The sequence below is a fragment of the Paenibacillus sp. FSL K6-2441 genome (assembly GCF_037964765.1).
In the GTDB taxonomy this organism is placed as follows: Bacteria; Bacillota; Bacilli; order Paenibacillales; family Paenibacillaceae; genus Fontibacillus; species Fontibacillus phoenicis.
Genome location: NZ_CP150174.1, coordinates 3,796,065 through 3,820,000 on the forward strand (window position 1 = coordinate 3,796,065; position 23,936 = coordinate 3,820,000).

A 23,936-nucleotide genomic window follows, 5' to 3' on the forward strand; every position below is an offset into this window, starting at 1 on the left:
AAGTCAGCCCAAAACCAAGATTCTATCTGAAATATCGAATAGAATCGCTTTTTTCGGTGTGAACTGGCAAATTTTATTCGAAATATCGAATAGATTCAGATCCTACGCCCGATCCCATCCGCGATCCTTCAGCAGCTTGATGAATAAGCCGCCAACCACGGTCCGATGCTGGAAGCCGATCTGCCGTGCCGTCTTCGTGTCATACCAATCCGTGAACGGTACGCGGTCCCGCGTCTCGTTCAGGAAAACCCAGAGCGGATCAACGATGCGCTGGAAGTCCTCGCACGTCTCCGCGAGCGCCCCCGCCCAGACGAGCCAATCGGCCTTCGTATAGGCGGCCCGATTATCCAGCGGCGTACCATACCGTTCCTGTTTCTTCTGATACCATGCCACTTCACGGCGGATGATTTCCTGATTGAACAAGCCGGTTCCAAAGATGCCGTCCCAGACAAGGTTATATTTGAGACTCCAGGTCCCCGGCTGACCAAAGGCCAGCAGTGTATGGTTCTCGTCACTCGGATCGGCGGCGAGGATTTCCCATTGGCGAGCCATTTCCGAAGAGGCTTGACGGTAGCGCTCGGCTTGTTCCTTGTCACCCAGCATTTTGCATAGCAATCCGTAGCTGGCAACGCCCATCACGGCTTTCGCCGACAGGTTCGCGTTGCGCGCCAGATGTCCGGCGAAATCATCGGTACATAATTGATGCTCCGGATCAAGCCCATGCTTCACCAGATAGTTGGCCCATTGGGCGAGCAACTCACGATGCTCCTGAACGAAGCTTGTATTCCCGTCAGCCAGCGTAACTGCGGCCGCCATGACCAGCATATTGCCGCACTCCTCCACCGGCATTTGCCCCTCCAGCTTGTTCTCGCCGTAAACCTGACCGTTGGCCAGCGGATATTGACCCACGTCATGCGGAGCAAATTCAAACGTCCAGGCGTCGCTGGCGGCGTATTTGAAGATCGGACGCATCATGCCTCGGACCAGCTCCGGCTGGTACAACAAGAACAGCGGAATTGAAGGGTAGCTCACGTCCACCGTGGCAATACAGCCGTTACTGAAGCATTCCTTCGACATGAACAGCACCTGTCCCTCAGGATCAAGGACCAGTTTATGCGCTGCAATCGCCTGCCGGTAGGATAAGGACAGGATATCGGCATATTTCTCCCCGCCGGCGCGGATTGCGTCCTCGCGCAGCTTGGCATCAAAGGAATCGCAGCGTGCAAGAACGTCCGGATAATCCCGAAACGCTTCGCTGAGCAGGGTCGAGAAGGTTTTCCCGTCTTTTCTCCAATACGCCTCCAAAGGCTGACCAAAATACTCAATCGCATATACGTCGTCATAGGCAAGAACGATTAAGTGCGTCTTCTCGTCCGTTCCGGTCACTTCACCGACATTCCACACCGAAGCCATAGCGAGCTCGGCCTCGCGAACGGGCTGTGGTTGAGAAAGCGGAGTCGAACCTTCCTTCAGGCGAATTTCACCTTCCCGAACGAATTGCTTGCGAATCTGTGCCTGATCCAGATAGGTCTCTACATCCGGCGTCTGCTTGACGGCCAGCATGAAAGTGCCCCAATCGATCCGCTGGTCATCGCCGGAGCTATGGAGCGGGTTCTGCTCGACATGTCGGACCTGCAGTACGGTGAGGTCTCCCTGCACCTCTTGTTGCCAAGTAATCGCCTGATCGGTTTCATTAACGCACCATTCCCCGGTTACGTCTACATAGACCCGCACTTGGTGGGGCTTCCCGTCGAGGGAACGCACGCGGAAAGCGACATAGGAAGCCGGCCGCGACAGCAGCTCCAGATCGTCCGGCAGCAGCGGACTTGTAAAGGTCACGTCCAGCGCAACTCCTCCCGCCTCGAACTGATAGCGGGTGGAGAGCGGCGTGACTTCAAGTCCGGTTTGGTTCATCGCCTCCGGCTCTGTATAATACCGTTCCGGGTTAGACTCGACGCGTCCGGCAAACCGCCAGGCTACGCCGTCGATATACACCAGGCCGGTGAACGCCTGCCGACGCCCGGTCCAATGGCGAGTGAAATCGTCGGTCAGACGATCAGCCATCGACCAGACGCTGAAAAAGGGATCAACGGTGACCAAAGGTACTGCCGGTGGACGCAATTTTGTGTTCATTTGTAATCTGCCTCCTATCTGGATCTCGCGATTTGTTAAATCACTTTTTATCTGTTAAACTTCGTTTCCTATTTCGTCACGGTGATGCGGGTTCCTCCATCTCCATGCTCGTAATGAAGGAGCAACGTGTGTGACTTCGCGTCCCATTCGAACTGCAGGGAGATGATTGGCGCCGAAGCAGAGCCGTCTTCCTGCTGCGGTCCCAACACTTCTGCCGTCACCGCCGTTGGTCTCGCTTCACAGCGAATCCGCGCCACGGCCTGCAGCGGTCGAGGCCCCTTGGCCGTAAACGTAATGGCGGTTTCATCCTCGCGATAATCCTCAATCCGGGAGGATGCAGCAATCACTTTGGAGCCGGGTTCGGAGTCGGTGCTGTGGCTGCCCGGCCCGGTGTATGCTAAATCATAAAGTAAGGCCTGGCGTCCGGGTTGCACCGCAACTTGCTCTTTGACCGGCAAACCGGGATCAAGCAAGTCAGCGAAAAGTCCTTCGAGCTCCAGCGGCGCATCGCTGACTGACTCGGTCATGACGGAAGCGATCACATACGGACCGCGGCGGAGATGAAAATAGTTGACTGGTTCCCAACGGAGCGCGTCTGCTGGAGCCGGCTTTCCTTCTGCGGAGCCTTCAGCAGCTGTCTGCGCTGCGGGTGAATCCCCCGCCGCCGCAGGCGCTTCCCCGCTACCCAGCAGCTCCATCGCTTCCCGTACTGCGGCGCGATAGCGTTCCGCCGCCTCTGCACTCTCCGCGATCCGATTCGGCCGCAACGGCAAGTAGCTGACTAACCCAGCGCCAACTCGGGTGATGCCTTCTGCTGCTGCCCCGGCCGCGCTTGGCAAGCCGAGACATTCGAATAGATGAGCCCGAGGAGAATCGTAGCGTCGCCGTCCCTGATTCCACCATTCCCGTACCCGGTGATACGGATCGCTGTCGTCTCCAACGTAAATCAGCGCTCCGCCTTCCCGCACCCATTGGGCCAAAGCGTTATGCAAATCCGGGAATTCCGGCTTCATAAATTCATAGCTTAAAACCAGCACGCGGTAGTCATCCAAATATCCCGGGAACCGCCGAACGTTATCAAGCTGGACCGGCCGTACCGGCAGCCCATGCTTGACAAGCGGCAGCGTCAGCCCATAAAAAGGCGAGAAGTTCAGCAACTCCACCGCCGAATCATCGGTCAACTCCACCTCGTTCGTCCCGTCGTATTTTTGCATAAAACCGGACGTTTGCGTCCCAATCCGTTTCCGCTGGAACATGGCTGAATCGGCCAGAAGCACGCCGGTGACGGCGGTATTGCCGTACACCTGGACCTCCTCCTGGTCCATATTCCCGAGCGTATGCATTACGTTCAGCAGCACGGTCGCGTAATCGGACGGAATCCCCTCTTTGCCGTTGCCGTCCGCGGAAGGATATTGGCCCTGAAAGATCCGCCGCGGCCAAGGGGCAACCTCATAGCGCGAAACCGCCGGATGCAGCAGCGAAGCGATCAGCGTCTTCGTGTAGTTCTCGCGGTAATCGATCCACGTCCGTGTCGGATCGTCCTCGATCGGATCGTGCAGGAACCACATGCGGCGGTGCGTCCCGCGCACCAGTTCCTGCATGATGCCATATTCCAGGAACGCCGTCTCGAATGTCCGCTCCGCACGTTTCCCTTCGTATACGTTCGCGGTGCGCGATGTCCCCGTCCAAATTTGGGCGATATAACCGTCAATCGCCGGCAAGTCGAGCAGCCGGGATTCCGGACTGACGATCCGCCATTGGGTGTAGTTAATCAAGCTGTGGGTGGGTACAAAAAAACGCAGCGGTCGATTATACCGGACCAGCGAATATTCCTTCAACGCCGAGCAGATACGGTCCAAACAACGCGTGTACAGATAAGCCTTCAGCTTGGAGGCGCGGAATTGCGCGTCCTCCGAAGTATGGGGCGGTTGCCAAGGCTCGTTATAGTAATTGCGCCATTCACGCTGGAATGCCTCAGAGTATCCGCCTTCCACCCAGAATTCCGGTTCCTCCAGGTGAATGGCCTCCACACCGGCATCCACAGCCGGCCGAATCCGCTCGATGAGAAAATTCGCATAGCTGATGGTTGGCACCATGTAGGGAATATCCACCGAGGTTCCGTGAATGATCGTCTCGCCGTCTTGATATTTCTGGGCTTCGTCCCAATGGGAGCGGCCGTCAACACGGCCGTTCAGATAGTCCTGGTAACCGCCCCAGGACACCCCGGTCATGAGATGCACATGGTAGCCCCGCTCCGCCCATTCGCGAATGCGCTGAGGCATCGACTCCCCAATGCCGTACACCATCACAAAATCCGTCTGCAGATCATAGGCCGCATGATAAGCGCCGCTTTCCTGAAATCCGGTCCGTTCTTCCGCCCGTGCTCTTCCCGTCACGCCTAAGCCCTCCCTTGTAACTTAGAGTTCGTTCACAGCCAACCTCATTCACAGCTAACTTATAACCTCTACACTCTATCCATCATTCAGCCAACTGAACGCGAATCGATTTGATCTCAAACGGTGTAAATTGCAAGCGAATCCGATCCGTATTTTCTGCTAGCAGCCCGATCGGCTCCTCCAGCAGATTCACCTCTTCAATGGTTCGGCAAGCCGGCCCAAAGCTCAGCTCTCCATCCGCCCCAGCTCCTGCCGTTTCGTACAGACGAACGATCAGATGATCGCTGTCCTCGGCTTTCTTCACCGCTTCCACCATCACGTTAGGATGCTCAATCGTAAGGAAAGCTTTCCCGTGCAAGGAACTGCTGTCAGACTTCCCGCCGCCTTGAGGCGTCACCGGGATGGCCGCTGCGGATGCAATCGGAATGTTCAGCTCATAGCCTTTGCGGTATACGCCGGCTTGGATAAAGTCGCCCGCATGCGGGTACAAAGCATAAGTGAAGCGATGCTCCGCCCGATCGGCCTGCGGATCCGGATATCCCGGGCTGCGCAGCAGGTTCAAATCCAGCACGTTGCCTTCCACGCTGTGCCCGTATTTGCTGTCGTTGAGCAGCGCCACGCCATAATCCGGCTGCGACAGATCGAGATAATGGTGAGCGCAGATTTCGTCGCGGGCAAATTCGATCGCATTATTCCGCGTCGTCGGCCGCTTTAACACCCCAAACTGAATTTCGCAGTTCACCTGATCGCTCACAACGGCCACCGGGAAAGCAACCCGGAGCATTTTACCCGTTTCTCGCCAATCAGCTTCCGTATCAAAGCGCAGCAGACCATCGCCTTGCAGCAAGCGGATCGTTTGCTTTAACGTCGATTCCCCAAAGCGGTAAACCTGCTCAACAACCGCCTGCGGCCCCGAAACGTAAGCGCGTCGGCTTTCCAGCGTCATCGTTCCAGCAATCGTATCGCGATAGTCGCGCGGGAAATCCCAGGCATCGCCGTCATCATGGTAGACGGTAAATACGTTGGCCTCAGCGCCCGGTTGAATCGCTTCCCGTCCGGCGGCCTTATCGTACAGCGACACGATGCTGCCGTTCTCGGCAAACCGAACCACAAGCCGTTCATTCTCCAACCGGAAGTCCTCGGCAATCAATGCTTGTTCCGAAGCCGATGGTTCTGCCGCAGCCTCCGTGAGCTTGCGCCAGCTCATCGCCGGCACTTGCACATACTTCCAGCTTCCGCCGATCTCTACCCATTCCTGCCGGTCCCAAGGCAAGGAATTGAACAGAACAATTTCACCGGCGGCAGCTCCGGACCGCCCAGCGATTCGTCCATAAGCTTCCGCAATCATCGTTTGGACTTCCTCCAGCAGCTGAGCGTAGCGCTCCAGCGACTCGTCGTACACCCGGGTGATCGAAGATCCTGGCAAAATATCATGGAATTGGTATAAGAGCACTTCCTTCCAGATCTTCTCCAACCGGGCGGCAGGGTACTCTGCAGGGCTTTCGCCCAGGGCAATCTGCAGCGAAGCCGCGAATTCGAGCTCACGCAGTGCTTTTTCCAGCTTGCGGTTATACCACTTGTTGCGCGCCTGCGTGGTTAATGTCCCTTGGTGCTTCTCCAGATACAACTCACCGCGGTACGTTTGGAACCGCGAAGCCTCTTGTTCCAGCCGCTTGAAGAAGGTGATCGCAGGCTCCTGAACGACCGGCGGGAGTCCCAGCAGGTTCACCTCCCGCTCAAGCCGCTCCAGGTGCTCTTCTCCTGGTCCACCGCCGCCGTCGCCGATCCCAAACAGCATCAGCGCATGCTCCGAGACGTTCCGATCGAGATAGTCCCGCTCGATCTTGGTCAGCGACCGCGGGGCCGCTGGGCTGTTATAGGTATCCTCCGGCGGCAGGTGCGTCAGCACCTTCGTCCCGTCAATGCCTTCCCACAGGAAGCTGTGGTGCGGATGCGTATTGTAGGTGCTCCAGGAGAGTTTCTGCGTCATCATATAGTCGACGCCGGACTTCTTCAGCAGCTGCGGCAGACTGCCCGTATACCCAAAGACGTCAGGCAGCCACAGCACCTTCATGTCCTTGCCGAACTCCTCACGGAAGAATCGCTTGCCATACAGGATTTGCCGCACTAATGCTTCGCCGCCGGAGATGTTCGTATCCGGTTCGACCCACATCGCGCCTTGCGCTTCCCAGCGTCCTTCGCGGACCCGCTCCTTCACTTCGGCGTACAGCTGCGGATAGTGCTCCTTCATCCACTGGTACAGCTGCGGCTGGCTTGCGCCAAAGACGTAACTCGGATACTTCTCCATGTTCCGCAGCGCCGTAGAGAAAGTCCGGGCTCCTTTGCGGATCGTTTCGCGGATCGGCCACAGCCAGGCCAGGTCGATATGCGCATGGCCGATGGCGCTGATCGTCAGGACAGAATCCCCGCCTTTCTTCGCCAATTCGCGGGCCACATACGCTTTCGCCAAGCGTACCGATTCCTCATTGATCTCCGACAGCTGAAGAGCTGCCTCGTAGACGGATTGCAGGACCTGGGCTTTTCTGGCGCTGGAATCCGGCAGCTGCTCAACCAGCTCGATTAACACTTCCAGATCGTAGGCCAGTTGCCGGGCTTCCTCATGGCAAATGGCGATGTCCGCTTCCTTCAGCGTTCCGCTGCGATAATGTCCAAATAGGTCATTGCAGCCGCCGTCTCCCCACAGATTGATCGTTTCCCCGCCTCGGGCGGCAGCGCTGACGTCCACCACCCGCTTACCAGGCCGACCTAGGCTGTAGTCGAATTCGGAGCTAACGTTCGTTAAGCCTTGTCGCGGGGTTCCCGCTTCATCCACGAGACATAATTCTCCATTAATATCGATCAACAGAACGACTTTTTGGCCAGCGGCCGTTTCCGGTACGGTCCCTTGAAAATGAAACCAGGCGCAATCCCACAGCTCTCCCCATTTATCCCCGGGCTGAAGCCGTATGTGCCGGCCGCTCATTCGCTCGGCGTAAGGGACCGGCTCTTTCGTTACCCAAGCTTCAACCTCAAGCCCGGCAATCGGGCGGTAAATGTAATCCTGCAGTTTGGCAAGCCTTTGCTTTGCCTTTTGGATCATAATGTGGTTCGTTTCATACGGCATGCTGCATCACTCTTTCAATATAATTTACTTGGTATAGGCCTCCGCTTTCTTCTGAGCGTCATCCAGAATAGACTTGATATCCTCCTTGGTCATTAACGCTTTCGTCACGGCTTCACCAAAGATTTGCCATACCTTGGAGTCTGAATTCTTAAACGTTGGCAACCCTTGCACATTGCCGGCCATCGCCAGATAGTGCTGATACATTTCCGGATGCGCCTCTTTATATGCATCGGTCTCAGCCACCGATTTCAGTACAGGAGACCGGACGCCTGTATCGGCGATCAGTTGTTGGATCTCCTCGCTGTACATCGCGCGGATGTACTCAAATGCAGCTTCCTTGTTCTTTGCATCCTTCGGTACGGCATGGAACGCGGCGCCGATGGTGATATTGCCGGCTTTGCCATTCGGGGACAGCGGAATTTGCGACATTCCGTAATCGATTCCGATTTGCGAGCTCTCGATCGCACGCCACGGTCCATCGATCAGATATGCGATTTGTCCTTTTTTAAACGCGTCAAAATACGTTCCTTCAGTAGTGTTCACCATCAATCCAGCCGGATGGTTGGCGTTAAGCTCTTTCAAGAACTGTACCGTTTCTACGTTGGCATCGGAGTTAAAGACAGGTTGGCCTTGATCATCCGCAAATCCTCCGCCATTGATAACAAGCAAGGTACCATACCGCAAATACCCGCCGGCATTCGGCCCGGCATAGACCCCGCCGCCGTAGAACTTCCCTTTGCCTGCTTCCGTTACCTTCTTCACGTTAGCCAACAGCTCATCCCAGGTTGCTGGCGCTTTGTCCGGATCCAGGCCTGCCTCCTGCACCAGCTTCTTGTTCCAGAACAAGCTGCTAACGCCAGGTTGCGAGGCAAAACCGTAAATTTTGCCGTCATACTCCATCGGCTTCCAGGCTGCCGGGGCTACTTTTTCGCGAATTTCTTGGGCCATGTCGTCCGGGAACGGCTCAAGCAATCCCTGTTGGGCAAACCCAGGCATTTGTGTTTCCCCAACGATGATGTCGGGCATGTTTTTCGCCAGGAATCCCGCTGTTTGCTTCTGGATCAGCGGTTCGCCCCAACCCCAGTCCTCGGTTTTGACCGTAATGTTTTTGCTTTTCATTTTCTCGTTGATAATCGATTGATAATAGTACGGGAAGACGCCGGCTTTTTTCAGCGGCTGACCAGGCGTATAGTTGTAATCCTCCTCTGTAATCCGGGGATTCAGCGTCTCGTCGGCGATCGTTTTTTCCTTGCTTTTCTCCAGCAGCTCGCTCAGCACCCCGACGCCAATCGCTACGGCTCCTTCATTTAATACGGTAATGGTAGCGCCTTCAGAAGAGGACGAACCTTGATTTCCTGATGCTCCATTAGTCCCTGGGTCGTTCGCAGCCTGGTTGCCTCCGCTGTCCCCCCCTCCAGATCCGCAAGCCGCTAATAAGGTGATGAGTAACAGCGATAGAAACATGACGTGGAACTTTTTCAACAACATGCTTGAACCCCTCCAAAAGTCATTTTATTCAGCGTGAGTGTCCATTAAGTCAAGTTTTCAATACGGGTGTTGAACTGTTTTCATCGATTCGATCCATAACGGACCGGTAGTGCAACTTCGACATAAAAAATGAGTTCCCGGGCTTCCTAACCTTTGATCCCTGTGTTCGCCAAGCCCTGCACAATATACTTCTGGAAGAAAGCAAAGATCAGCAGTGCTGGAATCGTGATGCCAAGGCTCAGGGTAATAATCATCGGATAGTTGATGACGGCGCCCGGGCTTGCTCCAACGGAGGAAATTCGCGTGATCGCCGCAGGAAGCGTTTGCAAACTGTCGTCTGTTGTATAGAAGAACGGGGTAATAAAATCGTTCCACGTTCCGAGCGCTGTCGTAATCGCGATAAACGCCATAATCGGCAACTGCAGCGGGAAGAGGATCTGGAAGATCAGTCGCAACGTCCCGGCCCCATCCACAATTGCAGCTTCGTCGATTTCCAGCGGTACTTTTTCCAGCGACTGCTTCACCAGAAACGTCCCCATAATATTGATGCTAGGCCCACCGATCAAGTAAACCCACCAGGAGTTCAGAATACCGGTTCCGCCGGTAAAGATATCGTTTCCCCCGGCAAACGGGAAGCGGGCAAATTCAAGGTAAGTCGGAATGATCGCCAGCGTCCCGGGAATCATCTGGGTGGCAAGCATGATCAGGAAGATCGTATCCCGCCCTTTAAACCGCAGCCGCGCGAACACGTATCCAGCCAAAAATGAAGTCAAAATTGCCCAAAACGTGTTGTAAGCTGTACGAATCAGCGAGTTCTTCATATAAGTGGCTACTGCAGCATCCGTGGACCCAACGATCAGCGCCTTGAAGTTCTCCAGCGTTGGCGCTTTAGGAAGCGGGAAGATGCCTAACACCGTTGAGGAGAATTCTGTCTTGGTGAAAAAACCGGCAAGCACCATAAAGATCAACGGATACAGCAAAATGAGCCCAACGCCAAGAAGAATGAGATGTCCCAGTAAATGAACGGGCTTAAACTGTTTGCTAACTTTAGCGTTCAGTGGACTGGGCATGCGGGAGCGCCTCCTTTTTCGCGGGTTTGACGGGCTTGATCGGAATGCTTGTCCGACGATCGGATTTCGTTGACCAGTTGTAGTACAGCACAGTCACAACAATAACGATCAAGGCCATGATCAGTGAGGAAGCGCCAGCCATCCCCAAATTGAAGTCCCAGAAGCCGTCCCGGTAAATACGGAACACCAGCACTTCGGTTTGCCCGTAAGGCCCGCCGTTCGTGATGAATAATACCTGCTCGTAAATCTGGATCGCTGCGATCAAGTTCGTAATGACGATATACGTCGCGATGGGTTTTAACCCTGGCAACGTGACATACCGCAGCTTATGCCACCGTCCCGCACCATCGATTTCCGCCGCCTCGTACAAGGACAAATCCACGGATTGCAGACCGGCCAACCAGATTAAGGCTGCACCGCCTACCCCTTTCCAGACTGAATAGACCACAATCCAGAAAATGCCCCATCCGACGGAGTACTGCCATACGATCGGTTCCTTGCCCATCGCTTTCAGCAGGTTGTTGATGACCCCATTGTTCGAATCCAGAAAAATGTTGAATACTTGCGTGGTCGCAACCGTTGCCGTGATGGCGGGGATGTACCAAATGGAACGATAAAACCCTTTGCCGAACAGCGGCAGGTTCATCAGCAGTGCAGCAAAAAAGCCTGCTCCCAGCGTAATGACCGTGACCAGTCCGCCCAGCCAGATCGACCTCCACAATGCATCCGTGTACACCGGGTTTTGAAAGAAGCTGATGAAGTTATCGAACCAGATGAAATTAGGTGTATCTGCCAACCCCACCCATTCGAAGAACCCTAACACGAACCCGAACAAAGTGGGAAAACCCGAAACCACCAACCATGCCAAAAACATCGGCACGAGGATAACGGCGGCGATCAAAGCATCTTTGTGCTTCCCTAACCTGCGCTGCGTTGCTTTTCGCTTCTGTAATCCCGCGGTTTCCATCGTCCAAGCAACCCTCCTTACTGTGAAGTGCACTGATAAAGCTTTTGTTCTAAGTTGTATTATCTATTTGTAATATTAACTATATTTCACTATGTCATTTATGTCAAGAATTAGATATATCATTTATTGCTAATTTAGCATAAGAAAAACGCCTGGCGGCGTCCTTTAGTTCGTACGATTTAGTTCATACGTGCAAAATAGCCGGGTGTGGGGAACAATCTACATCCGGCTTATTTTCTTACGTCACTAATCCTGTACTCGTAACCATGAATTCCTTTGTAATATTCCTGGTACATGCCTCCTCCACATTCTTCGCAGCGGAATTGCGGAGGTACGGTTGGATCTCCATCATCCATCGCATCGAAATTCCGAACGACATTCAGCGGAATCTCTTCTGTTGTATGACATTGAAGACAAATGTAGGTTACTTTCGCTTTGCTATGCAGCCCGCTTTGCGGCTTTTTCTTTTTCTTCGCTACCTTTCGTTTCTTTGACACCGGCGACATCCCGAATCATCCTCTCCAGACATGCCTTTGAGGTGGAGCACACCGCGTACTTCACCTTCAACTTCCCATCCTCAAGGCAGGCTTCTCCCTTGTATTCGTAATAACTTTCGCATTTTGGGCAACATGGCGGCTTCCCCGTCTGCTCCTTGATCCGTTCACTCCACGTTCTGCGTTTTAATATCCGCTTTGCCTTGACAATCCATCTTCTCGCGGCTTTTTGCCACTCACTGACTAACTTCTTGCACAGGCTCTTGATCCGCCGCGAATAAACCCCGTAGTAACGGATCGTTTTGAAGTTTTCATCCGGAATATGCCGCACAAGTCTACCCATAAATTCTTCTACCGAAATCGTCTCGGTCTTCTCTTCCCCGTCATTCTTATCCCGGTAACGAAATGTCACCTTTTCTCCGTCATACGCTTCGATCCGGCTAACCGCTATCGCTGGTCTTCTCATGTATCGCCCGATATACCCGAGTTGCTGCTTGACGTTCCCTTTCTGTTTCGGAGCATGCACATAAAAGCCTTCTCCGTTCTCGCAGTAAGCTTTTTGCAAACGGGACTGCACTTGCTTTTTCTCTTGTTCACTTAACTTTCGACGAATCAGCTTCAAAACAACCGTCTGCCATTGCTTACGCAGCATCTCGAACGGAATAAAATCGTATGTTTTCCACTCGCCGGTCTTCTTCATTCCTCCCATCGTTACAAGCATATGTACATGAGGATTGAAGTTAAGCCGTGCCCCAAACGTATGCAACCCGGCTACGATTCCGGGAGTTACCTTATGTTTCTTCTCAAAATGTTCTTTGACTAAGCGTACCGCTTCATCCATAAATTCTTTGAGTAATTTTGCCCGATGGAGCAGAAAGATTTCCCGTAATCCTTCGTCGATCGTGAAGACGACATGGCGGTGGTTGACTTGGAATACATCTTGTTCCAGGAGACGTGCCCATTCCTCTGTTTCTCCGCATGAACAGGTCGTACAGAATCTTCCTTTACAACGATACGGAACGAGCCGTAGGTCATGACATCCTTCACATACCATCAGCTTAAAACCGTTTCTGGGATCCCCGCATCGACGGAACTTCTCTACTTCTTTCCGCACATTGGCACGCAGCTTGCCACCATGTTTTGCCACAAACCGATCCCAGTGCCCTCGCTCATCAAAGAAGATTCGTTTCAAAATGTTCGTCTCCATATCCTAACCTTACCAAAAACAGAAATCAGGCGGAAGACCTGCTCCCACCCCAAAATTTATAAATTCTATAATGTTAAAAAAGACACCTAGCTTGCAAGGGCAAGCAGGTGCCCTGTCAATCTACTTACTTTACTCGTTTTGCAAGGGGTCCCGTAGATTGACTTTCAATTAATTTTGGCTCCAGGATGACTTTAGTATACCCCGCATCCTTAAGCTCAGGCTTCTCGAGAATGTCCCGCAAAATCCGGGCTGCGGCTTCTCCCATCTCGATTTCCGATTGCGAAATATGCGAGAAGAATCCCCATTCATGCAGCCCCGGCGAAGGATCATCAAACGTCAGGATCGAGATGTCCTCCGGCACCCGAAGCCCTAATTCTTTACATATTGAGTAGATGTGCAGGCCAAGCCGTCCGTTCAGTGTGATATAAGCGGTAGCAATCTGGTTCTTGATAAACCGGTACAAGGGGTGCTTCTTGTCGATCTCGCTGTAATCCACATTGAAATCGGTGAGGATCAGTGCCGGATTAATCATCGCTCCCTTCTGTTTGAGCGCCTCCATATATCCGTTAATCCGTTCCTCCACTGTAATTGTAGGCAACGGCGAATCGGAGCAAATGGCGATGTCGCGATGCCCCAGGCCCCACAAATAGTCAACGGCAAGCTGTCCGCCGATTAAGCCGTCGCTGCGCGACAAGTTCGTAGCTACTCCCGGCAAATACCGATCGAGGAGCACAAACGGGTAACCTCGCATCTTCAGGGCTAAAATTTCCTCATTGTACGTTTCCGCATCACTTGGGAAAATAATCAGCCCGGCGGCCCCTTTGCGAATCAGATCGTTGATCGCTTCCTTCTCCCGGTCAATGGAATTGTACGTCAAGACGATCTGCAGGCTGTATGGACTGTCTTCAAGGATGTTATTAATTCCTTGAAGCAGCCGAATGGCAAAATAGTCTACCAGCATCGGCATAATTAGCCCGATCGTGGTGCGCCCCGGAATATGGGATGCGGCTTCGATCCCTCCCAGCGAAGGGTCAGCTCCCCCTCCGTTTAACGCTCCGAGATGATGGACCGGCGCCCCCGCATTTCCGTCCAGCACGGGCCATGATCCCCCCTCCGCCAGAGAGCCTTGATGGCGTTGCAGCAGCTCACCGATGCCTTCGCTGACGAAGCTTCCCCGCCCGGGGATCCGGTAGATCCAGCCGTCCTTCGCCAGCTGCATCAAGGCATTGGCTACCGTAATTCGGCTGACGTCGAACTGTTCCATTAACTCTTTTTCCGAGGGGATCTTATCGTTCTCCCGCAGTTTGCCCTGCAGGATCATTTCTTTGAAGTGCTGTTGAATCTGCATATATAACGGTTTACGTTCGTTTTGCATAAGGCTTCTCCTATCTTATTTCTCCCCATATATTCACATTATATCATTTATAGCATTTCGTCAATCTATTTCAAATCATTCACTCGCTTGACATTGACTATTGGATATATTAAACATATTATACACGTTCTATCGTTTTCTTTACACTTTCGTAAAAAAAGGAGGGGATTTGTGATTCAGCGCTTCAAGGAACCTGTCTACGAGCGATAACCCTAATATGAGGATACGAGGTGAACGCATTTGTTTCGCAAAATAACGATGACTTGTCTCATTTTATTCTGCACCATGTCCTTATCCTTAGGTACCACCTCTGCATCGGCACAATCCTCAGTGGAAACCGCGTCCAAGAATACGATCAGCTGGCCTGAATCGCAAGCGCTCCCAAGCTTCGGGAAAGTAAAACGGCTGGATGTGGCCGACGTTACAAAGTCTCCGCCGGGAACGCTTATCTCGGATGGTTCAGCAGCGACGTTGCGGGTGAATTCAGCTCCGTAGAAGTGACCTACACCTTCAGCGAAGGCGACAATTTCCGATACAATCAACATCGCAGGGCCAAAGAATCGGTTGGGGATTCAATCGATCCTTTGGCCCTGCTTTGGGCTGTCGAGGATGCCGTTCATTTCTTGGATGCACCGTAATCCGTAATCGTAAAGTCGATGTCAAAGGTCACCGGCGTACGGCTAAAAACGTCGTCCCAATGGCTTTCGACTTCCTTCCAGTATTTAGGGTGCGTGATCCTCAACCGGTTGCCGAACCCAGCCACATCGGTTTTATATTCTGACTGCATTTTATGCATCGTCGTCTCGAGCATTTGGTTTAGCCTTTTTTCGAAGATCTTCTTTGCTTTCTCCAAAAATTCGGTTTTGGAGGGGTCTTCCTCAAGATCCCAGTTTTCGATTAACCGCCCTTCCGATTCAATCTTGACATGAAACGAAAGCCGCCCTTCCTCGATCCGGGGGGTGATTTGCGTCTTCTCGTCTTCAACCTCGTAAGTGATCGTTTCATTTCGCCAATCATAGCTTTTGATCACCCCACCTTCAACATCGCCTTGAATCCAAGCAATGCTCTCCACGTCCGTTTGATCCAATGTGCCGATCCATTTGCCGGTCGACCCTTTGATTATCCCCGCTCCCGTAAATTTCGTTTCCCCACCGTACTTAGACACCTCCTGCAGGAGAAAGCTCTGCTTGGTGCCCAACCTCTCATTCAACTCGGTCAGATTCACCTCATTCATAATTTTGCCGGTCCTAAAACGTTCTTGCAGCATGTCCCTCAGCTTGAAAGCGGGGGGATCTCCGGAATACGCCATTTCCAGCGTTTTTCTCGCCTTCCCTTTGCTCAATAATACGATGCAGCTAGGGCGTGTATCGTTATCGCGAAGCACGAAATCCATCAGTTTGTCGATGCTCTGCTGACGAACCAGCTCAGTAGATACGACGATCACCTTCAAATGCTGGCCGATGACCGCCCGCTTCAGGCGAAGCGAATACTGCCGCATGATTTCAAACAGAGAATCCCCGGTTTCCGACATATTCAGAAATTCGCTTTTCCTCCCTTGACCCCCTGATTGTTTGTCGCTGCTGAAGTTTCCCATCGGAACGATCTGGATCGTAGCCGTAATCAGATTTCGCTTAGGATAATTTCCTCCTTGTTTCTCCAGCTCCCGTTCAACGGTCGTCGGTTCTCCCGCATCCAAGGCCAATCCGATATACAAGCTTAAATCTTCAATTTCTTTACTGCTCCAACAACCTGTTTGCAACGCAAGCAGGCCAGCGGCAAGAAACAGCGACAAAATACGGCGCTTACGCATTCGGTTTGAGTCCCTTCTTCCGAATTAGGTATATGGTGGATAACGGAACCGTAACTAAAGCGAAAATTATCATGCCGGTGTTTCCGACGGCGCTGCCAAGCGTAAATAAGTCGTTCATGTTTTTGGGGACAAGAGCGACGATAAAAACCACCGGCATCAGTGTAAAGAGCGCGGTTGGGAATTTTATGCGCATTATTTTCGATACGCCCAAGACCGTCGTAAAGAAAAAGATAGTGAAATTGCAAAACATCTGCATTAACCAGATGACCAAAAACGGAAATTCAAGTCGTTCAAAAAACAAACCGGTGACTTCAAAGCTTCGCAAAAGATCAAGCGTCGGCCAGGTGCTTCTTAGAACGGCGTCAACCGACATGCTTCCCACGACGATCACGGTGGCGCAAAAATAAAGAACGAACGGAATACTCAAGCCAGCCAATATCGCCTTAACCGCTTTCTCGGGGTGCTCCATATGGCCAACTAAATACAAAACGACTTCACCGCCCGCAAAAATAAGCATTGTCGATTTCAAGCCATTGAACACCGGAGGCAATCCTTCACCGAGAAAAGGCCGCAAGTGATTGATATCAAACATCCTCATGCTGAAAAATAAGCTAAGCAGCAAAATCAGGATACTCACAGGAAAAATAATTTGACACAAGCGGGCAATGCTGTTGATTCCTCCAGAAATCAAATAGGCCGCCGTCCAGATGAACGGAATAATGACAGCCCATATGGGGGTACCTTCCAGCAATAAAAAGATATCCACCTCTGCCAGAGCGCGAATCTCAAATCCGGCCAACACCAGAAAATAAACGGTTAACAGGAGGGACATTATACTGCCCATCACTTTCCCGACAATTTTTTGAGAAAACTCGAAAATCGTGCTTCCCGGAAACTGCTGGCTTAATTTGACCATGAGCAGCACCGCGAGCATCACAACGACGCCTCCCAGCAATACAGACAGCCAGGAATCCGGGGTACGCATTTTTTCGGTCACATCCCGGGGCAACGTTAGAATGCCAGCTCCCAGAACACTGTTGGTCATAAAGATGACCGCTTGCGATGAGGTGATTTTGTCGTTGGTGCGAATAAACAAGTGATCCCCTCCTAGCTTTTCGGTTTAAGATCTGCGTTGTTTGCGGACCGTCTTCAACAATTCGGGTCTGCGTTTCATTAATGTCAAGGGCGCACGGACGAACAAGTCCTTCCAGTCGCCGATACGGATCGGCGAAAAGGGCGTGACATATGGCACACCGAAGCTTTCCAGCTTGGTCAGATGGCTGCAAATCAGCAAAAAAAACAATATCGTACCGAATATCCCCAGTACTGCTGCAAAAAACATGCCTACGAATCGCAACATACGCAATGTGATTCCTGCACTGTACATCGGAATCGAAAAGGAAGCGATGGCGGTTACCGAAACGACGATGACCAGAAACGGACTAACGATCCCCGCCTGAACGGCGGCCTCTCCGATAATCAGACCGCCGACGATGCCCATCGCGGAGCCGATGGGCCTGGGCAGCCGAACCCCCGCTTCCCGCAAAATTTCGATCGAAACTTCCATGATTAATACTTCGATCAACGACGGAAATGGAACCCGTTGGCGTGCCTCGATAATCGTAATGGCTAATTCTGTCGGAATCAGTCCGGGATGAAAAGAAATAAATGAAATATACATCGATGGAATTATGAGAGACATAAATGCCGCAACAAAACGCAGCATCCGTAAAAGTGACCCTGCCATCCATCGTTCGTAATAATCTTCCGGGGACTGCAGCAGCATGCTGAAGGTCACCGGAACAATGAGCGCAAAGGGGGTTCCATCCAGGAGTAAGGCGATTCTCCCCTCCACCAAGGCGCTCATGACCCGGTCCGGACGTTCCGTATTTTGCGCCTGTTGAAAAGGACTTAGGATGTCGTCTTCGATCAGTTGCTCGACATAGCCGGATTCGGCAATGTAATCCAGATCGATCTTGGCGATGCGTTGCTCCACTTCCTGCAGCAACTCCGGATTCACAATGTTTTTCATGTAGACGATCGCAAGATCTCGCTTGATTACGTTGCCGACAACGTATTTCTTGATTTCCATTTGTTCCGTCCGTCCTTGGAGCCGGAGCATCGCTGTATTATCGCTCAGGATTTCGGTAAAGCCCAATCTTGGCCCCCGCAGCAGCGCTTCCGAAGTTGGCTCCGTTATCGCCCTGGATTTCCCGCGGGGGGTGCCCACAAGCAGCGCGCACGCCATTCCTTCAACCATTAAAGCCGTATACCCTGCGAGAATCGATTCTCTGAGTTCCCGTTTGCCAACGACTTCCGTTAGTTCGGTAACCGGCAGTAGGTTTTGTTTGAAGTAGGAAACTAACCCCTCCTCCGGGGGAAACTTCATCCCTTGCTGCGCACTGTTATCCGACTTCAGCATAAGCACTTGCATAATGTGGCTATTAATCAACTGTTCATCTTGCATACCGTCAACAAAGATCAGTACCGCTCGCGCACCAAACCCGGCGAGTTCGTATTCTCGAAAATGAACGTCGTCATTTTGGCCGATCGTCTCTTTAAGATGCATAAGATCGGTTTCATATTCGCCGGACAGCTGCGAATCCGTACTATTATGAGTTTCCAGAAAAACACGGTCTGTCGTTAATCCTTCCCTTGAGCGCCCGTGCTTATCCGTGACAATCGAGCGAAACCAGCGATGCAACGCAAAAATGAGGAGAGGAATGAGCAGAGTAACCCCGGCCAGCATGAAAGTCGGCCAGTCGGGGATATATTCTGTGATTGTCGACCACACGATAGATCACCTTAATCATTTATTTGGATTAATTTCCCCAAAAACGGTTTATATATTCATTTCCTTTCCGCGCTGTGCAACGTGAGTCTGGTTTGCCGGGGAGCCTTACATCAACTATTCCTTCCCTAAGCTTTCCTCGGCTCCAAAGGATAATTTACACACGAACGCTTATTCATATATGATCATATGGGGATATATAGATCACGCCCTATGGTGTATGTCAATGATATTTAATTCGCATCTTCATTATTCGCGAAAGAATCTGAACTTATAACACATGATCGGAGCGATATTTTTATGAGAAAAGTATTTTCTTTATTACGATGTTTACCTTTGTCTCTCCAACGATTACCTCGGCGCATACCAAGCTGACCTCTTCTTCCCCAATGCAGGATGAAGTGGTAAACACTGCAATCGGCCAAATTCGGCTGGAATTCAACACCACCTTACCGCCTGGTACGGCAATATAGGGCTCATTACGTACACGCTTCATTTTCTTGCGGTTGCAATCTGGTCCGGCACATTGCTGGTGGCAGGTTGGTTTAAACCTGTACACTCCTGGCGCCGCTTCCTGTCATGGTTCCACCCCGTAGCAACGCTCGCGATGCTGGTCATTGTACTGTCCGGACTTTACTTGACAAATGCGGTTGCGCCCGAATACCTAAATGCTTTGGCCCTTCCTTATGGACAAGCAATCCCTATGATTCATCAGGGTTATGAAAATGCGGAGCTTCAGCTCCGCCTAAATGCGATGATCTTTATTTATATTGTTATTGCATTGGGATATATCGCCGCCATATTTTACTTGTTCCAAAAAAACAAAAATGCGTATCTCGCCGTTTCGCTCAGCGTTTTGCTCGTTATAGCCTTATATGTTATTGTGATGACAACAGTCGCTTAATTGTAATAATTTCGTTTAACCAATCTTTTTTTGATAAAATGATGCAAACGCCTTACAGAAGGGGATAGTCCATGACACAGTCCATAAATACAGCGAAAGAATGTGATACGAACTGCTCGGGCACACTCGTTGATTTAAAAGCTATCAAGGCGGAGCTTATCGATAACCAGGCAGCGGTTCAATTTGCCGACTGGTTTAAGGCTTTCAGCGATCCGACGCGCGTCAAAATCATCAGCGCCTTGCTAAAAAGGGAGCTTTGCGTGCACGACCTGACAGTGCTCCTCGAAATGGGTCAATCGGCCGTTTCTCATCAACTGCGATATTTGCGCAACCTCAGAATTGTTAAGCGGCGCAAGGTTGGAAAAACGGTCTATTATTCACTTGACGACACGCATATCGAGCAAATTTTTTTGCAGACCCTTCAGCATACCAACCATGGATGATGCGGCCGGTGCCGCAAATGACAAGGACTCCCCCTCGCCATCTTCAATGGCTTGCGGGACAATCCTTGTTTGGGCTGCAGTCGCCTCTTCATAAAGTACAACCATGGCTAAAAAACGCTACTTTCTGCTGCTAGACTGAATAGTAGACACAGATTACACCACCGAGCATAATTTCCTAAACAATAAAAAAGCCCTTAGGATTCCTGATCCCAAGAGCTTAATTTCACAGTTGGTACCGGTGAGAGGACTCGAACCTCCACGGGTCTCCCCACTCGATTTTGAGTCGAGCGCGTCTGCCATTCCGCCACACCGGCACATATAAAGTTTTAATCAAAAGTGCGGAAGACCAGACTTGAACTGGTACGGTAGTCACCTACCGCAGGATTTTAAGTCCTGTGCGTCTGCCGATTCCGCCACTCCCGCGAATTATCAATGGAGGCGCCACCCAGATTCGAACTGGGGATAAAGCTTTTGCAGAGCTGTGCCTTACCACTTGGCTATGGCGCCATAATATAGAATGGAGCGGACGACGGGAATCGAACCCGCGACCCTCGCCTTGGCAAGGCGATGCTCTACCGCTGAGCCACGTCCGCTTAAACTGGGGATATAGGATTCGAACCTATGCATGACGGAGTCAAAGTCCGTTGCCTTACCGCTTGGCTAATCCCCACTATATTTGATTGAGAAAGAAATGGGGCGATCGATGGGACTTGAACCCACGAATGCCGGAGCCACAATCCGGTGCGTTAACCCCTTCGCCACGACCGCCATAATATAAAGTTCATCAAGAGAGAAAAAGTGGCAGGGGCAGCAGGAATTGAACCCACACCAAAGGTTTTGGAGACCTTTGTTCTACCTTTAAACTATGCCCCTAGAAAACTGGTGGAGGCTGATGGATTCGAACCACCGAACTCGTAAGAGAACAGATTTACAGTCTGCTGCGTTTGGCCACTTCGCTAAGCCTCCACGTGGTGCCGGCGAGAGGACTTGAACCCCCAACCTACTGATTACAAGTCAGTTGCTCTACCAATTGAGCTACACCGGCTCTTCAACATAATTGTTGAATGGTGGCTCGGGACGGAATCGAACCGCCGACACGAGGATTTTCAGTCCTCTGCTCTACCAACTGAGCTACCGAGCCTTAATATGAAATTAAATGGCGGAGCCGACGGGATTCGAACCCGCGGTCTCCTGCGTGACAGGCAGGCATGTTAGGCCTCTACACCACGGCTCCACACGAGAATAATGCCATCCTCTGGAAGAGGATAATTGCGGGGGCAGGATTTGAACCTGCGGCCTTCGGGTTATGAGCCCGACGAGCTACCGGGCTGCTCCACCCCGCGTCAATAATAATATTTTATTATGGGGTCCCCGAAAAGTAATCGGAATATACTTCAGAGACTCAACTTCACCCCAAAAAGTAAAGTTTTATGGTGGAGGCTGAGGGGATCGAACCCCCGACCCTCTGCTTGTAAGGCAGATGCTCTCCCAGCTGAGCTAAGCCTCCATGGGAAAAGACAAGTTATATTGTAACAGATCCCCCATTCAGAAATCAAGTCAGTCAGCAAAATCAACTTGAAATCATGAAGGGAAGAAATGACCCGTAGGGGATTCGAACCCCTGTTACCTCCGTGAAAGGGAGGTGTCTTAACCCCTTGACCAACGGGCCATGTAGAAAGAATAATAATGGCGGAGAGAGAGGGATTCGAACCCTCGAGACGCTTGTGACGCCTACACGATTTCCAATCGTGCTCCTTCGGCCAACTCGGACACCTCTCCAGATATAGGATCCCAGGAAGTTATGAAGTGTATCTCAGAAGTATAACCTACTTCCTGGGACTTTGACTCCCCGAACAGGACTCGAACCTGTGACAACTCGATTAACAGTCGAGTGCTCTACCGACTGAGCTATCAGGGAACATTATGAAGTTTTCAAGGTTGAATCCTTGAAAACTGGATACGAAACTAGATTTGCATTTTAGCCCCTATTCAGTTCCCGGGGTCCCCGAAAAGTACTCGGTGTACTCTCCGAAGCCTCCGCTTCACTTTTTGGGGTGAATTTTGGATAAGCCCTCGACCGATTAGTACCTGTCAGCTCCATGCCTTACGGCACTTCCACCTCAGGCCTATCAACCTTGTCGTCTTCAAGGGGTCTTACATACGGGGAAATCTCATCTTGAGGGGGGCTTCACGCTTAGATGCTTTCAGCGCTTATCCCGTCCGCACTTAGCTACCCAGCTGTGCTCCTGGCGGAACAACTGGTGCACCAGCGGTGCGTCCATCCCGGTCCTCTCGTACTAAGGACAGCTCCTCTCAAATTTCCTACGCCCACGACAGATAGGGACCGAACTGTCTCACGACGTTCTGAACCCAGCTCGCGTACCGCTTTAATGGGCGAACAGCCCAACCCTTGGGACCTACTTCAGCCCCAGGATGCGATGAGCCGACATCGAGGTGCCAAACCTCCCCGTCGATGTGGACTCTTGGGGGAGATAAGCCTGTTATCCCCAGGGTAGCTTTTATCCGTTGAGCGATGGCCCTTCCATGCGGTACCACCGGATCACTAAGCCCGACTTTCGTCCCTGCTCGACTTGTCAGTCTCGCAGTCAAGCTCCCTTCTGCCTTTGCACTCTTCGAATGATTTCCAACCATTCTGAGGGAACCTTGGGGCGCCTCCGTTACTCTTTAGGAGGCGACCGCCCCAGTCAAACTGCCCGCCTGACACTGTCCCCGTACCGGATTACGGTACCAGGTTAGAACCTAGATACGATCAGGGTGGTATCCCAACGGCGCCTCCACCGAAGCTGGCGCTCCGGCTTCCTAGGCTCCCACCTATCCTGTACAAATCGTATCCAAGTCCAATATCAAGCTGCAGTAAAGCTCCATGGGGTCTTTCCGTCTTGTCGCGGGTAACCTGCATCTTCACAGGTATTAAAATTTCACCGGATCTCTCGTTGAGACAGCGCCCAAGTCGTTACGCCATTCGTGCGGGTCAGAATTTACCTGACAAGGAATTTCGCTACCTTAGGACCGTTATAGTTACGGCCGCCGTTTACTGGGGCTTCGGTTCACAGCTTCGGGCTAAACCCTAACCGCTCCCCTTAACCTTCCAGCACCGGGCAGGCGTCAGCCCGTATACTTCGCCTTGCGGCTTCGCACAGACCTGTGTTTTTGCTAAACAGTCGCTTGGGCCTTTTCACTGCGGCCCCCTCGGGCTATTCACCCTACCGAGGCACCCCTTCTCCCGAAGTTACGGGGTCATTTTGCCGAGTTCCTTAACGAGAGTTCTTCCGCGCGCCTTAGAATTCTCTTCTCGCCTACCTGTGTCGGTTTGCGGTACGGGCACCTTCTCCTGGCTAGAGGCTTTTCTTGGCAGTGTGAGATCATGACCTTCGGTACTGTAAATTTTCCCTCCCCATCACAGCCTAGCCTTATCGGTGTGCGGATTTGCCTACACACCAGCCTCACTGCTTGGACGAGCATCCATCAGCTCGCGTCACTACCCTACTGCGTCACCCCATCGCTCATAACGGATTACGGTGGTACAGGAATTTCTACCTGTTGTCCTTCGACTACGCCTTTCGGCCTCGCCTTAGGTCCCGACTTACCCTGAGCGGACGAACCTTCCTCAGGAACCCTTAGGCTTTCGGCGGATCAGATTCTCACTGATCTTTTCGTTACTCATACCGGCATTCTCACTTGTATGAAGTCCAGCTGTCCTTCCGGTCAACCTT

Annotated in this window: 13 protein-coding genes, 16 tRNA genes and 1 rRNA gene (1 of these 30 only partly in view); 2 read left to right on the top strand and 28 right to left on the bottom strand. The window is 51.9% G+C overall.

Going from position 1 to position 23,936, the window contains the following annotated elements; all coding sequences use genetic code 11:
• Positions 1 to 102: 102 nt before the first annotated feature.
• From NSQ80_RS17520 to NSQ80_RS17570, 11 genes are all read right to left on the bottom strand, one after another.
• Positions 103 to 2,133 carry a DUF4965 domain-containing protein gene (locus NSQ80_RS17520; protein WP_339300156.1) on the bottom strand — a complete coding sequence of 677 codons (2,031 nt, stop codon included), beginning with the start codon at positions 2,131 to 2,133 and terminating at the stop codon, positions 103 to 105.
• Between the two features lie 68 nt (positions 2,134 to 2,201).
• Positions 2,202 to 4,529: a hypothetical protein gene (locus NSQ80_RS17525; protein ID WP_339300158.1), complete on the bottom strand. Its 2,328-nt coding sequence runs from the start codon at positions 4,527 to 4,529 to the stop codon at positions 2,202 to 2,204.
• Positions 4,530 to 4,611: 82 nt separating this feature from the next.
• The gene (locus NSQ80_RS17530) at positions 4,612 to 7,653 is read right to left on the bottom strand and encodes a glycoside hydrolase family 38 C-terminal domain-containing protein (RefSeq protein WP_339300160.1); all 3,042 of its coding nucleotides are present in this window, start codon (positions 7,651 to 7,653) and stop codon (positions 4,612 to 4,614) included.
• Positions 7,654 to 7,677: 24 nt separating this feature from the next.
• Positions 7,678 to 9,141, bottom strand: a complete 1,464-nt coding sequence (locus NSQ80_RS17535) for an extracellular solute-binding protein (protein ID WP_339300162.1) — start codon at positions 9,139 to 9,141, stop codon at positions 7,678 to 7,680.
• 146 nt (positions 9,142 to 9,287) lie between these two features.
• Positions 9,288 to 10,211 (bottom strand): carbohydrate ABC transporter permease, encoded by a 924-nt coding sequence (locus NSQ80_RS17540; RefSeq protein WP_339300164.1) that lies wholly within the window; start codon positions 10,209 to 10,211, stop codon positions 9,288 to 9,290.
• Entirely contained in the window at positions 10,189 to 11,178 is a 990-nt protein-coding gene (locus NSQ80_RS17545) for a sugar ABC transporter permease (protein ID WP_260071645.1), read from the bottom strand. The genes NSQ80_RS17540 and NSQ80_RS17545 overlap by 23 nt, the downstream gene beginning before the upstream one ends.
• Before the next feature lie 438 nt (positions 11,179 to 11,616).
• Entirely contained in the window at positions 11,617 to 12,864 is a 1,248-nt protein-coding gene (locus NSQ80_RS17550; protein WP_198524797.1) for a transposase, read from the bottom strand.
• A 139-nt stretch (positions 12,865 to 13,003) separates the two neighbouring features.
• Positions 13,004 to 14,254: a GntR family transcriptional regulator gene (locus tag NSQ80_RS17555; RefSeq protein WP_323077741.1), complete on the bottom strand. Its 1,251-nt coding sequence runs from the start codon at positions 14,252 to 14,254 to the stop codon at positions 13,004 to 13,006.
• A 616-nt stretch (positions 14,255 to 14,870) separates the two neighbouring features.
• Entirely contained in the window at positions 14,871 to 16,064 is a 1,194-nt protein-coding gene (locus tag NSQ80_RS17560; RefSeq protein ID WP_009224690.1) for a Ger(x)C family spore germination protein, read from the bottom strand.
• A complete protein-coding gene (locus NSQ80_RS17565; protein ID WP_339300170.1) occupies positions 16,057 to 17,160 on the bottom strand; it encodes a GerAB/ArcD/ProY family transporter in 1,104 nt (367 codons plus the stop codon). The genes NSQ80_RS17560 and NSQ80_RS17565 overlap by 8 nt, the downstream gene beginning before the upstream one ends.
• A 24-nt stretch (positions 17,161 to 17,184) precedes the next feature.
• Positions 17,185 to 18,858, bottom strand: coding sequence for a spore germination protein (locus tag NSQ80_RS17570; protein ID WP_339300172.1), 1,674 nt, complete (start codon positions 18,856 to 18,858; stop codon positions 17,185 to 17,187).
• 529 nt (positions 18,859 to 19,387) lie between these two features.
• On the opposite strand from NSQ80_RS17570, the gene NSQ80_RS17575 reads away from it, so the two are divergent.
• Both NSQ80_RS17575 and NSQ80_RS17580 read left to right on the top strand, forming a co-directional pair.
• Positions 19,388 to 19,759 (top strand): hypothetical protein, encoded by a 372-nt coding sequence (locus NSQ80_RS17575; RefSeq protein ID WP_323077745.1) that lies wholly within the window; start codon positions 19,388 to 19,390, stop codon positions 19,757 to 19,759.
• Between the two features lie 71 nt (positions 19,760 to 19,830).
• A complete protein-coding gene (locus NSQ80_RS17580) occupies positions 19,831 to 20,202 on the top strand; it encodes a metalloregulator ArsR/SmtB family transcription factor (RefSeq protein ID WP_323077746.1) in 372 nt (123 codons plus the stop codon).
• A 230-nt stretch (positions 20,203 to 20,432) separates the two neighbouring features.
• Here the strand turns inward: NSQ80_RS17580 and NSQ80_RS17585 are convergent.
• The 17 genes from NSQ80_RS17585 to NSQ80_RS17665 form a co-directional block, all read right to left on the bottom strand.
• Positions 20,433 to 20,516 (bottom strand) — tRNA-Leu (locus NSQ80_RS17585).
• 23 nt (positions 20,517 to 20,539) lie between these two features.
• Positions 20,540 to 20,625, bottom strand: a tRNA-Leu gene (locus tag NSQ80_RS17590).
• Between the two features lie 10 nt (positions 20,626 to 20,635).
• Positions 20,636 to 20,709: transfer RNA gene (locus NSQ80_RS17595), tRNA-Cys, on the bottom strand.
• A gap of 11 nt (positions 20,710 to 20,720) precedes the next feature.
• Positions 20,721 to 20,795: transfer RNA gene (locus NSQ80_RS17600), tRNA-Gly, on the bottom strand.
• Positions 20,796 to 20,800: 5 nt separating this feature from the next.
• A tRNA-Gln gene (locus NSQ80_RS17605) sits at positions 20,801 to 20,872 on the bottom strand.
• Positions 20,873 to 20,894: 22 nt separating this feature from the next.
• A tRNA-His gene (locus tag NSQ80_RS17610) sits at positions 20,895 to 20,970 on the bottom strand.
• 31 nt (positions 20,971 to 21,001) lie between these two features.
• Positions 21,002 to 21,075: transfer RNA gene (locus tag NSQ80_RS17615), tRNA-Trp, on the bottom strand.
• Positions 21,076 to 21,082: 7 nt separating this feature from the next.
• Positions 21,083 to 21,168 (bottom strand) — tRNA-Tyr (locus NSQ80_RS17620).
• Positions 21,169 to 21,171: 3 nt separating this feature from the next.
• A tRNA-Thr gene (locus NSQ80_RS17625) sits at positions 21,172 to 21,247 on the bottom strand.
• 20 nt (positions 21,248 to 21,267) lie between these two features.
• Positions 21,268 to 21,343 (bottom strand) — tRNA-Phe (locus NSQ80_RS17630).
• 16 nt (positions 21,344 to 21,359) lie between these two features.
• Positions 21,360 to 21,436 (bottom strand) — tRNA-Asp (locus NSQ80_RS17635).
• 35 nt (positions 21,437 to 21,471) lie between these two features.
• Positions 21,472 to 21,545, bottom strand: a tRNA-Met gene (locus NSQ80_RS17640).
• An 88-nt stretch (positions 21,546 to 21,633) separates the two neighbouring features.
• Positions 21,634 to 21,709: transfer RNA gene (locus NSQ80_RS17645), tRNA-Val, on the bottom strand.
• Positions 21,710 to 21,799: 90 nt separating this feature from the next.
• A tRNA-Glu gene (locus NSQ80_RS17650) sits at positions 21,800 to 21,871 on the bottom strand.
• 18 nt (positions 21,872 to 21,889) lie between these two features.
• Positions 21,890 to 21,981 (bottom strand) — tRNA-Ser (locus tag NSQ80_RS17655).
• 66 nt (positions 21,982 to 22,047) lie between these two features.
• A tRNA-Asn gene (locus NSQ80_RS17660) sits at positions 22,048 to 22,120 on the bottom strand.
• A gap of 143 nt (positions 22,121 to 22,263) precedes the next feature.
• Positions 22,264 to 23,936: ribosomal RNA gene (locus tag NSQ80_RS17665) — 23S ribosomal RNA — on the bottom strand; it runs 1,257 nt beyond the window's last position.